The sequence below is a fragment of the Alcanivorax sp. DP30 genome (genome assembly GCF_009882945.1).
Taxonomy (GTDB): domain Bacteria; phylum Pseudomonadota; class Gammaproteobacteria; order Pseudomonadales; family Alcanivoracaceae; genus Alcanivorax.
Map to the genome: position 1 here is coordinate 56,026 of NZ_WTUY01000023.1, position 15,761 is coordinate 71,786.

Here is a 15,761-nt window from a genome sequence, read left to right on the forward strand (position 1 = left end):
CGGGTCTAAAGGTGACAGCAGCAGAAGCTCGGCTCAGCCGGGCTTTTGTTGTTTCTGGCGACCGGAAATTCCGGTTGTGCCAGGAGCTTGCCCGCTAGCGAATCAGGGTTTGGCCAGGCAAATCATCTGCGGCCTGACTTTTGCGGGATCTGGCGCCGGAATTACCGGTTGGGCTGGTGCTTCAGCCGGGCTATTATGCCCAAGCGAAAGAAGAGTGTAATCAGAGGCATGGGCCTCGAAGACTGTCGTGAAGAAGAGAGAAGAGACGAGATATGTTCAATAAAATCACCAAAGAAATTCAGTTCGGCCGTGACACGGTTATCCTGGAAACCGGGCAGATTGCCCGCCAGGCGACTGCTGCTGTCATGGTTCGCATCGGTGCCACCGAAGTGCTGGTTACCGTCGTTGGCAAGAAAGAAGCAGATCCCAGCAAGAACTTTTTCCCCCTGACTGTGAACTATCAGGAAAAGACTTACGCCGCGGGCCGTATCCCGGGTGGCTTCCTCAAGCGTGAAGGTCGTCCCAGCGAGAAAGAAACCCTGACCTGTCGTCTGATCGACCGTCCGATCCGTCCGCTGTTCCCCAATGGCTTCATGAATGAAGTACAGGTTGTGGCCACGGTCATGTCTGTGGACAAGGAAAATGATCCGGATATCGCCGCCATGATCGGCACCTCCGCAGCCCTGTCCATCTCCGGCATTCCGTTCAGCGGTCCTATTGGTGCCGCCCGTGTGGGTTTCAAGGATGGCATGTACATCCTAAACCCGAGCTACGCCGAGCTGGCCGAGTCTGCACTGGATCTGGTGGTAGCCGGTACCGAGCCTGCAGTACTGATGGTGGAATCCGAAGCCAAAGAACTGTCTGAAGACCAGATGCTGGGCGCTGTCCTGTTCGGCCACATGGAAATGCAGCCGGTGATCCAGGGTATCAAGGAATTTGCCGCTGAAGTGGGCACTCCGACCTGGGACTGGACCGCACCTGCGGTGAACACCGAACTGAAAGACGCCATCAAGGCCAAATACGAAGGCGCTCTGGCCGATGCCTACACCATCACCGAGAAGATGGCCCGTTACGCCAAGGTCGGCGAGCTGCGTGATGCCTGCGTTGCCGAGTTCGCCACTGGCGAAGAAGGCGCACCGGACGCCGGTGAAGTGAAGGGCCTGTTTGCCAAGGTCGAGAAGAACGTGGTCCGTGAAGCCGTAGTCTCCGGCAAGCCGCGTATCGATGGTCGTGCCCTGGACGCGGTTCGTGCAATCGACTGTCAGGTGGGCGCGCTGGCCAAGACCCACGGTTCTGCCCTGTTCACCCGTGGTGAAACCCAGGCCATCGTGGCTGCCACTCTTGGCGGCATGCGCGATGCCCAGTTCATCGACGCGCTGGAAGGATCCCGCCAGGATCACTTCATGCTGCACTACAACTTCCCTCCTTACTGCGTGGGCGAGACCGGCATGATCGGCTCTCCGAAGCGTCGTGAGATTGGTCACGGCCGTCTGGCCCGCCGTGGTGTTCAGGCGGTGCTGCCCACGGTGCAGGATTTCCCCTACACCATCCGTGTGGTGTCCGAGATCACCGAGTCCAACGGTTCCTCCTCCATGGCCTCCGTGTGTGGTACCTCCATGGCGCTGATGGATGCGGGTGTTCCCCTGACCGCACCGGTTGCCGGTATTGCCATGGGTCTGGTGAAGGAAGAGGACGGTCGTTTCGCGGTACTGTCCGACATTCTGGGTGACGAAGATCACCTGGGCGATATGGACTTTAAAGTGGCCGGTACCGAGCGTGGTGTGACTGCCTTGCAGATGGACATCAAGATCGAGGGCATCACCGAAGAGATCATGGAGAAAGCGCTGGAGCAAGCCAATGCCGGTCGTCTTCATATCCTCGGCGAAATGGCCAAGGCCATTGGTGCCTCCCGTACCGAGGTGTCCGAGAATGCCCCGACCCTGCTGACCCTGAAGATCAACCCGGACAAGATCCGTGACGTGATCGGCAAGGGTGGCGCTACCATCCGTGCCCTGACCGAAGAAACCGGCTGTACCATCGACATCGAAGACGATGGCAGCGTGAAGATCTACGGTGAGACTCGCGAGAAGGCGGATGAAGCGGTACGCCGTGTGGAAGAAATCACTGCGGAAGCGGAAGTCGGCGTGATCTACGAAGGCAAGGTAACCCGCGTGGTTGATTTCGGCGCCTTTGTCGCCATCATGCCGGGCACTGAAGGTCTGCTGCACATCTCCCAGATCGCTGAAGAGCGTGTGGAGAAAGTGAGTGACTACGTCAACGAGGGCGACATCATCAAGGTGAAGGTTCTCGACGTAGACCAGCGTGGCCGCATCAAGCTGTCCATGAAGGAAGCCAAGGAAGACTGATTTCGATCGGTTTTACCGAAGCATAAAAAAGGCCGGCATTTGCCGGCCTTTTTTATGAGATAAAAGTTATGAATGGAGGGCCGGAATCCATTTTGCAAATGAAATAAATTGCTTCCTGTACTAGAATTTCAGCCCGTTTTTATTGTGGCTGTCTATCTAAAAAGAGGGAATTATGAGAAGGATAATTGGGGGAGTTGTGGTTCTGGTCGGCCTGCTGTCGTCAGGTTGTGCATCGATCGTTTCTGATTCAAGTTACCCGGTTACGATTAGTTCTTCTCCAGAGGGGGTCAACTATACGGTCAAGCATGCCAAAAGAGGGTATGCCATGATGAAGGGTGTTACTCCTGCGACGATTTCACTTTCTGCGGATGATGGCTTTTTCTCAAAAGCCAGTTACCTGGTTTCCTTTGAAAAAAGGGGCTATGACGCCGTAACCATCCAGCTCAGAGCAGGGATGGACGGATGGTATGTTGGCAATATTCTGTTTGGGGGATTGATCGGCTTCTTGATTATTGATCCCGCCACTGGCGCGATGTGGAAGCTCGACGAGCAAGTGCAAGTCGCTCTGACAGAAAGCCGGAAGGAAGATGCGGGTGAGACAGTTGAGTTCAGAGAGAAAGAGCCGGAGCAGCCCGAAACTGCCGCGGGCAAGGACTCCGATGAGTTAACCCTGCTTATGATTAATGATGTGCCGGAGGCGTACAGGAATAGCCTGGTGCGCGTTAATTAAAAAAAGGGCCAGCAGTGCTGGCCCTTTTAATATCTGACTTCACCTGTTCAGTCGCGTCTCAATCAGCTGATCGACTACGCTTGGGTCGGCGAGGGTTGAGGTGTCTCCCAGGCTGTCCAGTTCGTTGGCGGCAATCTTGCGAAGAATGCGGCGCATGATCTTGCCGGAACGGGTCTTGGGCAGGCCCGGGGCGAAGTGAATCAGGTCGGGTTTGGCGATGGGGCCAATTTCCTGGGTGACCATGTCACGCAGCTCCTTCACCAGTTCATCGCTACCTTCCTTGCCCGCCATGAGAGACACATAGGCGTAGATGCCCTGGCCCTTCACGTCGTGCTGGTAACCCACAACTGCCGCCTCGGAAATGCTCGGGTGCAGTACCAGGGCTGATTCAATTTCGGCGGTACCAAGACGATGGCCTGATACATTCAGCACGTCATCCACACGGCCAGTGATCCAGTAGTAGCCATCTTCATCACGTCGGGCGCCATCACCGGTGAAGTAGTAGCCCTTGTAGGCACTGAAGTAGGTATCGATCATGCGCTGGTGATCACCGTAGACGGTGCGGATCTGGCTGGGCCAGCTGGACTTGATCGCCAGGTTGCCTGAATTGGCGCCTTCCAGTTCATTGCCATCCGGGTCCATCAGTACTGGTTCGATGCCGAACATGGGCAGGGTGGCGGAGCCGGCTTTCAGGTCCACGGCGCCGGGCAGCGGAGCAATCATGATGGCGCCGGTTTCGGTCTGCCACCAGGTATCCACGATGGGGCAGCGAGAGTCGCCCACGATCTTGTAGTACCACTCCCAGGCTTCCGGGTTGATGGGTTCACCGACGGTGCCCAGCAGTTTGAGGGAGGCACGTGAGGTCTTTGTCACCGGATCGTTGCCCACGCCCATCAGGGCGCGGATGGCAGTGGGCGCAGTATAGAAGATGTTGACCTTGTGCTTGTCCACCACCTGCCAGCAGCGGGAGGCATCCGGATAGGTGGGCACCCCTTCGAACATCAGGGTGGTTGCGCCGTTGGCCAGCGGGCCGTAGACAATATAGCTGTGTCCGGTGATCCAGCCCACGTCCGCCGTACACCAGTAGATGTCGCCTTCGTGATAATCGAACACATACTTGTGGGTGAGAGCGGCGCTGAGCAAGTAGCCGGCGCTGGTGTGGACCACGCCCTTGGGTTTGCCGGTGGAGCCGGAGGTGTAGAGGGTAAAGAGCGCATCTTCCGCGTCCACCCATTCCGGTTCGCAATCGCTGGCAGCGTTGGCCATGGCTTCGTGATACCAGACATCGCGGTCGCTCTGCCAGGCTACATTGCCACCGGTGCGCTTCACGGTAATACAGGTATGAACGCCGTTGATGCCATCCATGGCCTTGTCGGCGTTGACCTTGAGGGGCACGGTCTTGCCGCCGCGGACACCTTCGTCGGCGGTGATCACGGCACAGGCGCCGGCATCATTGATGCGATCCTTGAGGGCTTCTGGCGAGAAGCCACCGAACACCACAGAATGAATGGCGCCAATGCGGGCGCAGGCCAGCATGGCGTAGGCGGCTTCCGGGATCATCGGCATATAGATGACAACACGGTCGCCTTTTTCGACGCCACGATCCTTGAGTACATTACCGAACTTGCTGACTTCCTCGAACAACTGCTGGTAGCTGATGTGTTTGTCCTGATCCGGCTCGTCGCCTTCCCAGATGATGGCAGTCTGGTTGGCGCGCTCGGGCAGGTGGCGATCCACACAGTTGTAGCAGACGTTCAGCGTCGCACCCTTGAACCAGGCGGCACGGCCTTCGTTAAAGTCCCAGTCGCTGACGGTGTCCCACGGTGTTTTCCAGTCCAGAAACTCGTTGGCGCGATCCGCCCAGAAGGTATCCGGGTCGTTGATGGACTGCGCGTACAGGCGATCGTAGCGCTCGCGGTCCATCAGGGTTTGCGCCTTAAAAGCTTCGGGAACAGGGTGGACTATGGGCTTGGACATCAAGGGCCTCCTTGGAATACTGCCTCTGGGTGCCAGGTTGGCGCCCGTTTTTCCTTCATTATTGTGAGTATCTCGTTCCTCGACTATTCCACCATGGTCGTAGGGCGCAGAGAGAACGAAACCGGTTGTCACAAGAGTAAACAAAGCGTTGAGTAATGGCCAAGGTCCATTGCGGAAAGCTGCACAAAACGGTGATTTTTTGGGCTTGTCGGGGAGAAAAAAAGCGGAGCCAAACGAATGCTGCCCAGCCGAGAGCGGCAAGGTGACCGTGAAACCAGACATAAAAAAAACGCCGGCAAAAGCCGGCGTTTTAAGAAAATCCTTTCGAACGGATCTGGTATCAGGCGACCTGAACCGGAATCGCGTTGCTGGTGCCTTTTACGGCATTGCCTTCATCCATGTAGATCAGGCTGGGCTTGAAGTTGACCAGTTCGGCGCTGGAGTAGCTGGCGTAGGCGCAAATGATCACACGGTGACCAGGTTGTGCCTTATGTGCAGCTGCACCATTCACAGAAATGATCTTGGATCCGGCTTCGCCACGGATTGCGTAGGTTTCGAAACGCTCACCGTTGTCGATGTTGTATATCTGGATCTGTTCGTACTCCAGGATACCCGCCATGTCCATCAGATCACCATCGATGGCGCAGGAGCCTTCATACTCGAGCTCCGCGTGGGTGACACGAGCCTGATGGAGTTTTGCTTTCAGCATGGTGCACTGCATCTTGGTTACCTCTCACACTACCCGAAGCCTGCAATTACAGGACGTTAGAACCAAGCAGGCGCTTCAAGGGGCCCGAAGTATGCACGAATCACGGGTTGTCTACAACGGCCAGTGAGACATTGTCTATCAATCGTGTTTTGCCCAGTTTGGCGGCTACAGCAACCACCAGATCGGTGTCGTTTTTGGCCGCTGGCGCCAGGCTGCTGGCGTTGGCAATGGTCAGGTAATCCACCTGGAAGCCTGCGGTATTGAGCCGCTCTGTATAGCGTTGTTCCAGATTGCGGAAGTCCCGCGCTCCTTGCTCAATGTCGCTGCGCAGCTTTTGCAGGTTTGCGTAGATGAGCGGGGCAAGTTTGCGCTCACTCTCGTCAAGAAAGCCATTTCGCGAGCTTTTTGCCAGCCCGTCGTCTTCACGGCTGGTGGGGGCGCCGACAATCTTTACCGGGAACAGTAACTCTTCACTCATTCGCCGCAGAATTGCCAGTTGTTGGAAGTCCTTCTCCCCAAATACGGCCACATCCGGCTGGACAATATTGAACAGCTTGGAGACCACCGTGGTCACGCCACGGAAATGCCCCTCTCGGTTGGCTCCACACAGGTAATCACCCAGACCCTCCACGTCTACCCAGGTCTGGTTCTGGCCAAGCGGGTAGATTTCCTCCACAGAGGGGGCAAACAACAGGGCTGCGCCCGCATCCACCAGCTGGGCGGCATCCGCGTCCAGGGTGCGGGGGTAGCGGTCGAAATCCTCATTGGGGCCGAACTGGGTTGGATTGACAAAGATGGACACGACCACCTTGTCGCAACGGGCCATGGCCTCGCGAACCAGACTGATATGGCCGCTGTGGAGATTGCCCATGGTGGGCACAAACCCCACGCTCAGGCCTTCGCGGTGCCAGCCGCGAACCACTTCGCGGACCTGGGAAACGGTATGGGCAGTTTGCATTGAAAACCTCGGTGAATAAGCGACAAGCTGCAAGCTTCAAGCTACAAGGCGCGGGTGAGGGCGGCGCCAACTGACAGGCGACATTGCCCGCGTTTCTTTGCCAGGAATAATTTACTGGCATTTGTGCGCGGCTCCAGACAATGAAGATTCCGTGTTCGGATCCGCGTTGTAGCTTGAGGCTTTTAGCTTGTTGCTGATTTTAGAAACAGTGCTCGTCCGCCGGGAAACTGACGTTCAGTACGGCTTCATGATACGCCTTGAAGGCGCTCTGGATATCGCTGGCGTCGGCCATGAAGTTTTTCACAAAGCGGGCAGGTTTGCCGGGGCTGATGCCGAGCATATCGTGCATGACCAGCACCTGGCCGTCGCATTCCGGGGCGGCGCCAATGCCGATGACCGGGATGCCTACCGCCTGGGTGATGCGGGTGCTCAGCTCGCGGGGCACGCATTCCAGCAACAGCACGGCGGCACCGGCCTGCTCAAGGGTTTGCGCGGCTTTCAGCATTTCACTGGCGCTGTCATCGTCTTTGCCCTGTACCCGGTAGCCGCCCAATGCGTTTACCGCCTGGGGGGTGAGGCCCATGTGGGCGCATACCGGGATACCGTTACGGTTGAGTAGTTCGATGCTTTCCGCCAGCCAGGCACTGCCTTCCAGTTTGACCATGTTGGCGCCGGCCTGCATCAGGGCGGTGGAGCTTTCCAGGGCGCGCTCCACGGTGGCCGCGCCCATGAACGGCACGTCGGCGATGACCAGGCTGCCTTTATTGCCGCGGGCCACGCATTCAGTGTGATAAGCCATCTGTTCGAGGGTCACCGGCACAGTGCTGGACTGACCCTGGATCACATTGCCCAGGGAGTCACCCACCAGTATGGCGTCCACGCCGGCTTCGGAAATCAGCTGGGCGAAACAGGCATCGTAGGCGGTGAGAACGGAGAATTTTTCACCGTCTTGCTTGCGCTTCTGCAGGGTGCGAATGGTCACGGACATGGGAAACCTCCCAGGGAAATTCAGGGGCGAGCTACAAGCTGCAAGCTTCAAGCTACAACACGATCAAGGTTGTCAGGGTTTACTGCTTTTGTGGCCGCGCACAGGGTCTGGTCGCGGCGCCATGCCTGGCAGGGCAGTAAACGACTTCTTGCGTTGTAGCTTGAAGCTTGTAGCTTGCAGCTGGTTTTTAGCCGACTAGCGGCCGGGGGTTAAAATAGTGTCGCCCGGAGCGGATGTCCAGCAGCTCGCTGATCAGTTGCTGGTAATCGCGGTCGTGGTTGACCAGGTCAATCTCGGCGGCGTTGACGATCAGCAGTGGGGCGCGGTCGTAGAAATGGAAGAATTCGGTGTAGGCATTGCTGAGCCGGTCCAGATAATCGCCCTCAATGCGCTGCTCAAAATCGTTGCCGCGGCGGGTGATACGCTGGCGCAGTACCTGGGGTGGCGCCTGCAGGTAAATCACCAGATCCGGTTGCGGGGCATCCAGGGTCAGGTGGTCGTCCACATTGCGGTACAGTTCGAACTCATCGTCAGCCAGAGTGACCTGGGCAAACAGCCGATTCTTGTCGATCAGGAAGTCGGCGATACGAGGGCCGGCGAACAGGTCCTGCTGCTGGATCTGACGCAGCTGGTCAGCACGCTGGAACAGGAAAAACAGCTCGGTCTGCAGGGCGTAGCGGGCCGGGTCCTGATAGAAGCGGGTCAGGAAGGGGTTGTCTTCTGCCTGTTCCAGCAACAGATCGTAGCCGAAGGTCATGGCGAGACGCCGGGCCAGACTGGTTTTGCCGGCGCCAATGGGGCCTTCTACCGCGATAAAGCGTGGCAGATTGCCAGCCTGACGGCGTTGCTCGATCTTTTCAGTGAGGGTTTTCTCATTCAATGAGTGCATCGCAATCCAGTTCTGCCAGTGGGGAGAGACGCTGATCTTCTACCTGTTTCAGAAAGCTACTCAGTGCGGTGCCGTCAGGCAAGTGAGCATGGGGGGAAATATCCAGCAGTGGCAGCAGGACAAAGGCCCGGTGGATCATTTGCGGGTGGGGAACCTGCAGGTCCGGGGTATCGATATTCAGACCTTCGATCAGCAGAATGTCCAGGTCCAGGGTGCGCTCGCCCCAGTGACGCAAGCGCTGTCGTCCGGCGGCCAGTTCCAGGGCCTGCAGGGTATGCAGCAATTCATGGGGCGTACTGCTGAATGCCACTTGGGCGACGGCATTGACGTAATCGGGCTGGTCCTGGGGGCCGATGGGGGCGCTGCTGAACAGCCGGGAATGATGCAGCATCGTCACCCCCGGTAGCCGCTGCAAGGCGGACAGCGCACTGATCAGGCGCTGCTCCGGATTATCCAGATTGCTGCCAAGTCCGATAAAAGCCTGCATGACTGCTCCCGGGGGTACGGCGTAACGGTGCCGGCTTAACTGTCGGCCTTGGGCTTGCGTGGCCGGCGCCGACGGCGGCGCTTGTTGCCGCCGCTGGCTTGATTGCCAAGGTCGCTGATCATCTGCCTGCGCCCCTGTTCATCCTCTTCCTGATAGCGGGTCCACCAGTCGCCCAGTCCGGGTTTGATCTCGCCTGCCTGCTCGCGCAGCAACAGGAAATCATAGGCGGCGCGAAAACGGGGGTGCTCCATGAGGGCGTCGGCGCGGCGTCCGGCACGTTTGTCCAGGCGCAGTTGCAGTTCCCACATCTCGCGCATCACGGTGGAAAAGCGGCGCGGGATGGCGGTGTGCTTGATCTGGTCGTTGAGGGCCCGGGTCGCAGCCTTGTGCAGAGCCTGGGCCGGGGGCAATCCGCTGGACAGATAGCCGCCCAGGCGTTGCTGGATTTCCGGCCACAGCAGTACGGCATAGATAAAGGCCGGGGTAACGGGCTTGTCGATGGCCAGGCGCCGGTCGGTATTGTCCATGGCGGCCAGCAGCATGTCTTCCCAGATCTGGCCTTGTTCGCCGTCCAGTGCATTCTGGGTGCCGGGGAACAGGAAGCGGAACAGGCCCAGCTGCTGGAGTTGTTCGTAGGAGGCGCGGGCGTGGCCACTGAGGAACAGTTTGAGGACCTCATCAAACAGGCGGGCGGAGGGAACCTGAAGCAGCAATTCAGCCAGATCGGGGATCGGGTCGGCGGTGGCCTTGTCGATATGGAAGCCGAGTTTGGCGGCAAAGCGGGCTGCCCGCAGCATGCGAACCGGGTCTTCCCGGTAGCGGGTTTCCGGGTCGCCGATCAGGTGAATACGTTCATTTTCGATATCGCGCAGGCTGCCGGTGAAATCGTGCAGTGTGAAGTCGGCGATGTTGTAGTAGAGGGCGTTGCAGGTGAAATCCCGGCGCTGGGCATCTTCCTCGATGCTGCCCCAGGTGTTGTCGCGTAGCACCAGGCCGGTTTCTTCATGGGCGTGGTGTTGCTGCTTGTCAGGGTTTTCGTCCCGGTTCATGGCCCGGAAGGTGGACACCTCAATGACTTCGCGACCAAAACGGACATGCACAATCTGGAAGCGCCGGCCAATGATGCGGCTGCGCTTGAACAGGCGATGAACCTGCTCCGGGGTGGCATTGGTGGAGACGTCGAAGTCCTTGGGTTCGCGGCCACTGAGGATGTCGCGCAGGCAGCCGCCCACCAGAAATGCCTCAAAGCCAGCCTTGTGCAGGCCGTAGAGCACATTCAGTGCAGCACGGGAGATCTGCTGGCGGGAGATGGGGTGTTGGTCGCGGGGGATAATCTGGGGTGAATTCATTGAAGGATTATGGGAACCCTTTTTGAACCAGCCTGTCATACGTTCCAGGAGCTTGCAGGGCATGCGTGAATGTCCGGACTCATGTGAATAAATGGCAAGGTGGCGATAGTAGCACTTTTTTCTCGCCGGGTGAGGGATTCGTCACGTATACTCTGCAATTGGGTTTGTGAAGGCCCAAAAGTAAAAAGGAGCCACAACCGAGGTTGTGACTCCCATATTTTGCGCTGATTCTGTTGTTATTATTGTTTGTGTTGTTATCTGCCTAGTGCTGCAAGCAGCACTGCATTGGCTCGTAAAATTATTGTTATTCTTTCTTGTTGTTATTGTTGAGCCGTTACGCCTTTGTTTTTGTTGTTTGCTGGCGTGGGATTCATAGTGCCTTTCGCCCCCTCCCAATGCAAACAGTCTTAAACCCTTTTAAAAACAATGCGTTATGGATGAAAGGTGAAAATGGGTATTAGCCTGGGTCTGTTTGGGTAACAACAGTGTTACTTTTCTGGGTAGGGCGGTAACACTTGGCTGCAATTTGGGTGTTCAGGGCAGGAAATTCGGAGAAATCTTTCTGTTGCCGTTGCAATTTATTGATTGACCAAAGTGACGAGCGCGCGGGATTTGGCGGTCAATGGTCAGGCCGGCTGGCTTGAAACGCCCGTAATCAGCGTCTGTTGCCACCTTTCTTGCGTGGAATCCCCAACCGCTGGCGTCGTTCCCAAAGGCTTTTTCGACTGATCCCCAGTTTCTGGGCCAGTTCTGTCTCGGTCATGCTGTCCTGGTTTTCCATCACAAAGCGCGTGAAATAGTCCTCCAGAGACAGATCTTCGCTGGGGTCGAGGCTGACCCGGCTGACTCGCTGCGGGGTGCGATTGGGGTTGAGCCCCAGTTGCGCAGGGCCAATGCTGTCTTCTTCAGTGAGAATGATGGCCCGCTCGATCACGTTCTCCAGTTCCCGCACATTGCCCGGCCAATTGTAGTTATGCATGGCTTCGCGTGCAGATTCCGTGAAATACAGCCCATGGCGATTGAGTTTCTCGCTGCCACGGCCGAGCAGGGCATCGGCCAGCAAGTCGATATCATCGTCCCGTTCACGCAGGGGAGGCAGTGTCAGCTCCATGACGTTGAGTCGGTAGTACAGGTCCTGGCGGAAGGTGCCATCAGCAACCCGGCCAGGCAGATCCAGCTGGCTGCTGGCCAGCACCCGCACGTCTACCTTGCGCGGCGCCAGAGAGCCCTGACGATGAATTTCGTGGTGGGTCAGCAGGGTGAGCAGGCGACTTTGCACTTCACTGGCCAGTTCGCCGATTTCGTCCAGAAACAGGGTGCCGCCGTCGGCTTCTTCGATGCGGCCGGGGTTGCCGTCGTCACCGAACAGTTCCGTGATTTGCAGGTTGCGGGGCAGGGCGGCACATTGCACCGATACCAGGGGGCCGGATGCCCGTTCGCTGTTTTCATGCAGGGCGCGGGCGGTGAGTTCCTTGCCGGTGCCCGCTTCGCCCATGATCAGCACGGGGGTATTGGTTGGGCCCACGCGGCTGATGCGATGACGCAGGTCGTGCATGACATCACTGTCGCCGACCATGTTGCGTACCGGGTAGCTGCGTTCGATGTCCCGGCGCAGGGCGCGGTTGCCACGGTTGAGCCGACCTTCCTTGAGTACCCGATCCACGGCGAGCAGCATTTCATCGTGGTCGAAGGGTTTGGGGATGTAGTCCACGGCGCCAAGACGCATGGCGTCCACAGCGGAGCGCAGGCTGGCATAGCTGGTCATGATCAGTACCGGTGTGCTGCCGGCGGCCTCGATCATGTTGGTCCCTGGCTCGCCCGGCAGGCGCAGGTCACTAATGATGAGATCAAACTGATTGAGGCTTTTTTCCCTGGCTTGCTCAACGGAGTCGGCTTCTTCCACAGAGTGGTCATGACGCTCCAGCAGTTTTCGCAGCGCGCCGCGAATAACAGGTTCGTCTTCAACAATCAGGATGTGGCTCATGAATCACAGGTTCCTGTACTGACCGATTAATACTTCAGGGCAATGTTTCCTGAACCGGCATGCTATCTGCAAAATATTACCTTAACTTGCGGCATTGTGGATTGGCAGTCGAATAATAAAGCGTGTGCCGCCATCGTCATTGAGCGGGCTTTCCACGTTGATGCTGCCGAAATGTTCTTCGATGATACTGTACACCAGCGCCAGTCCAAGACCGGTACCACGCCCCGGACTCTTGCTGGTGACAAAGGGTTCAAACAGGGCATCTCGCACATTTGCTGGGATGCCATGACCAAGATCTTCCACCCGGATTTCCAGATACGGATCGACACTCTGGCAGTGGATGGTGATGGGTTGCGAGGGCTGGCAGGCGTCGGCGGCATTACCGAGTAAATTGATGAAGACCTGCAGCAGGCGTTGTGGATCGCCTTGCACCCAACTGTCGGCGGGGCACTGATTGTCAAAGCGTTGCTGGCGATGATCGGGATCCAGCAGCAGCAGCGAAATGGCTTCGTCTACGGTATCCCGAATGCTCACCGGCACATGCTCGGTCTGGCGAACGCTGCCGGAATGACTGAAGGTCACCAGGGATTCCACAATACGGGTAATGCGACGGGTCTGCTCCAGGATCTGCTGACTGGATTCCATCTGTTCACGGGCATCGCTGTCACCGTCCAGATTCTGGGCCAGGCAGGCAATGGCGGTAACCGGGTTGCCAATCTCGTGGGCAACCCCGGCGGCAAGCCGGCCAATGGATGCCAGGCGTTCGTTATGGGCCAGATGCGCTTCCATGTGCCGCAGCTCGGTAATGTCCTCAATCACCAGTACCTGCCCCCCTGCCTGCTCGGCGGTACCCACGCCCATCACCAGGGATTTATGCAGGCTGAGCCAGCGGGTCTGGCCGCCCACTTCCAGTGATTGCTGGGGTTGGTGGGCATTGGCATCACGGCTGAAACGGGTGAGGAACTCCCCCCATGGATCGTCCAGGTCCGCTAGCCGGGAACCGATGGTGTCGGCAGAGGTGATGCCAGTGAGGGCTTCCATGGCCTGGTTCCAGCCAATGATTTCGTCATCGGCACCCAGTGACACCACCCCCATAGGGAGTTCCAGCAGGGTCTGGCGGTGGAAGCGACGAAGTCCGTCCAGTTCGGCGGCCAGCCCGGAAAGGCGATCCCGGTATTGTTCCAGTCGGGATTCAATGAACTGGATGTCTTCACTGGTGCCCTGTTCTTCCTTGGGGAGGTAGGGCAGGTGGTCGTCCATCAGCTGATGCGAGACGGATGGACCCAGCAGGCCGGAAAGGTTGGTTTCCAGCTGATCGCGCAGCCGGCGCAGGGCATAAGGTCGGGTTTCTGTTCGCGGCAGGCGCAGGTCGCGCAGCGCCATTTCCACTTCCCGGGTGGCGGTAATCGGCCCCAGTGGCATGGTCAGGGCATCAATGAAATCGTCCACGCTCTTGGCTTCCAGCTCCCAGCGATAGGGGCGGCGCAGGCTGTCTACGGCACAGGCTTCGGCAGCGTTCTTCTCTGCCCGGGACATGGGCGTGACGATGGAAATGATGGCAAAAAGCAGAGCGTTGGCGGATACCGAGGCAATGGCCACATGGTGCCACTGACTGGCGCCGTGCTGGTAACGCATGCCCGCCAGTTCCATCAGTTGGGGGATCTGCAGGCTGGGATAGGTTATTGGCAACACCAGCAGGAGCAGCCAGAGCAGGAAGCCGATAATCAGACCGGCAAACAGGCCGTTGCGGTTACCGGTGGGCCAGAACAGGGCGCCGATCAGGCCGGGGACAAACTGCAGGGTGGCGACAAAGGACAGTACGCCCAGCTCTACCAGGGTGTGGTTGGCACCGGTAAAGCGGTAGAACAGGTAGGCCAGTGCCAGGATGGCGGCGATCAGGGTGCGTCGCGTCCACAGCAGATTGCGGTACAGGTTCTGACCCTGGTGCAGCGGGCTGGCAGGGAGAATCAGATGGTTCAGGCACATGCCGGACAACGCCAGGGTGGCGACAATCAGCATGCCGCTGGCGCCGGCAAGGCCGGCAATATAACCGAGTACGGCACCGTGACCGCCGGTGACCATGCCGATGCCGAGGGCGTAATAGTCTGGAGGCGTTGGTGCATTGCTGGCCGCCGCCGCCCACAGAATTACCGGTACGCACAGGGCCATGACCAGGAACATCAAGGGCAGTGCCCAGCTGGCGGTGATCAGTGCCCGCGGGTTCAGGTTTTCGGTGAAGGCCATATAGAACATGTGCGGCAGTACCACCGCAGACACGAAGAAGGCCATGATCATGGAATGCCATGTGCCATCCTGCAGGGGGTAATAGAGGCGTGCGAGCATTTCGGGATGCTCGTCCAGCCATTCGCCCAGATCGCCGGGGCCGTCGAACACGCCATATAAACCGAGCAGTGCAACCGCACCGAAAGCCAGCAGTTTGATCAGGGATTCCGTGGCGATGGCCACCACTAGACCTTCATGCTTTTCCCTGGCGGTGGCATGGCGGGCGCCAAACAGGATCGCGAAGATCACCATCATGATGCAGAAGCCGCCGGCCAGTGAGCGCGGGTCGTCAGTGCCGGTAAGGATCTGGATGGATTCGCCCACCGCCTTGAGCTGCAGCGCCAGCAGTGGCAGTACCCCGATCAGCATGATGATGGTGGTCAGGGCGCCTGCCAGCCGGCTGCGGTAGCGGAAGGCGAACAGATCAGCCAGGGAGCTGAGCTGATAGGTGGCGGTGAGTCTGAGTATTGGCGCCAGCAAGATGGGGGCCAGCAGAAAGACCCCGGAAATGCCGAGAAAGTAGGACAGGAAATTGTAGCCGTACTGGTAGGCATAGCCCACTGAGCCGTACACCGCCCAAGCACTGGCATAGACGCCCAGCGAAAAAACGTAGACCGCCGGGTGCCGAACCAGACGGGCAGGCAGCCAGCCGCGCTCGGTGATCCAGGCAACCAGAAACAGGAAAAGCAGATAACCGCCGGCGATGGCGATCAGTTCACTGACACTATAGACCATCGACGTCTTTGCTCTTGGCGATCCAGTAACTCAGGGCAATCAGACCCAGCCAGATCAGGTAGGGCCGGTACCAGGCACGTCCGCCCTCGCTCCACCAGTCGATAATGGCAGGGGAAAGCAGGTAGGTTCCCAAAATGAAAATGATCAGCAGGCGGTCGGTATACATGTGGTTTTTGCCCCTTCAGGGCGAAGAGCATACGTCAGGTGGGGGAGCTGTGTAAAAGCGGGGAGGGCAGTTGACAGTGGACAGTTGAGAGTTGATAGCGAAATGCAAAACAAGGGCCCGGTTCGGTGGTGGGTAAGTTT

At 58.2% G+C, this 15,761-nt stretch carries 12 protein-coding genes; 2 read left to right on the forward strand and 10 right to left on the reverse strand.

What is annotated here, in order from left to right; genetic code table 11:
* Nucleotides 1–272 precede the first annotated feature (272 nt).
* Nucleotides 273–2,366, forward strand: coding sequence for a polyribonucleotide nucleotidyltransferase (gene pnp / locus GQF00_RS15655; protein WP_161320148.1), 2,094 nt, complete (start codon nt 273–275; stop codon nt 2,364–2,366).
* A 172-nt stretch (nt 2,367–2,538) separates the two neighbouring features.
* Entirely contained in the window at nt 2,539–3,096 is a 558-nt protein-coding gene (locus tag GQF00_RS15660; RefSeq protein ID WP_161320150.1) for a hypothetical protein, read from the forward strand.
* A 39-nt stretch (nt 3,097–3,135) separates the two neighbouring features.
* On the opposite strand, the gene acs is transcribed toward GQF00_RS15660, so the two are convergent.
* From acs to GQF00_RS16630, 10 genes are all read right to left on the reverse strand, one after another.
* Nucleotides 3,136–5,073, reverse strand: coding sequence for an acetate--CoA ligase (gene acs, locus GQF00_RS15665; protein ID WP_161320152.1), 1,938 nt, complete (start codon nt 5,071–5,073; stop codon nt 3,136–3,138).
* A gap of 340 nt (nt 5,074–5,413) precedes the next feature.
* Nucleotides 5,414–5,794: an aspartate 1-decarboxylase gene (gene panD, locus GQF00_RS15670; RefSeq protein WP_161320154.1), complete on the reverse strand. Its 381-nt coding sequence runs from the start codon at nt 5,792–5,794 to the stop codon at nt 5,414–5,416.
* Between the two features lie 88 nt (nt 5,795–5,882).
* Complete coding sequence (gene panC / locus GQF00_RS15675; protein WP_161320156.1) at nt 5,883–6,740, reverse strand: pantoate--beta-alanine ligase; 858 nt, start codon at nt 6,738–6,740, stop codon at nt 5,883–5,885.
* Between the two features lie 199 nt (nt 6,741–6,939).
* The gene (panB, locus tag GQF00_RS15680; protein ID WP_161320157.1) at nt 6,940–7,728 is read right to left on the reverse strand and encodes a 3-methyl-2-oxobutanoate hydroxymethyltransferase; all 789 of its coding nucleotides are present in this window, start codon (nt 7,726–7,728) and stop codon (nt 6,940–6,942) included.
* Nucleotides 7,729–7,915: 187 nt separating this feature from the next.
* Nucleotides 7,916–8,617 (reverse strand): deoxynucleoside kinase, encoded by a 702-nt coding sequence (locus GQF00_RS15685; RefSeq protein ID WP_202560566.1) that lies wholly within the window; start codon nt 8,615–8,617, stop codon nt 7,916–7,918.
* Nucleotides 8,601–9,104, reverse strand: a complete 504-nt coding sequence (gene folK / locus GQF00_RS15690; protein ID WP_161320159.1) for a 2-amino-4-hydroxy-6-hydroxymethyldihydropteridine diphosphokinase — start codon at nt 9,102–9,104, stop codon at nt 8,601–8,603. Before folK ends, GQF00_RS15685 begins: the two co-directional genes overlap by 17 nt.
* A gap of 35 nt (nt 9,105–9,139) precedes the next feature.
* On the reverse strand, nt 9,140–10,453 hold the full coding sequence (gene pcnB, locus GQF00_RS15695) for a polynucleotide adenylyltransferase PcnB (protein ID WP_237440575.1): 1,314 nt from the start codon (nt 10,451–10,453) through the stop codon (nt 9,140–9,142).
* A 655-nt stretch (nt 10,454–11,108) separates the two neighbouring features.
* Nucleotides 11,109–12,437 (reverse strand): sigma-54 dependent transcriptional regulator, encoded by a 1,329-nt coding sequence (locus GQF00_RS15700; RefSeq protein WP_161320163.1) that lies wholly within the window; start codon nt 12,435–12,437, stop codon nt 11,109–11,111.
* 81 nt (nt 12,438–12,518) lie between these two features.
* On the reverse strand, nt 12,519–15,455 hold the full coding sequence (locus GQF00_RS15705; RefSeq protein WP_161320166.1) for a sensor histidine kinase: 2,937 nt from the start codon (nt 15,453–15,455) through the stop codon (nt 12,519–12,521).
* A complete protein-coding gene (locus GQF00_RS16630) occupies nt 15,445–15,621 on the reverse strand; it encodes a hypothetical protein (protein WP_007149317.1) in 177 nt (58 codons plus the stop codon). The genes GQF00_RS15705 and GQF00_RS16630 overlap by 11 nt, the downstream gene beginning before the upstream one ends.
* Between the last annotated feature and the right edge of the window lie 140 nt (nt 15,622–15,761).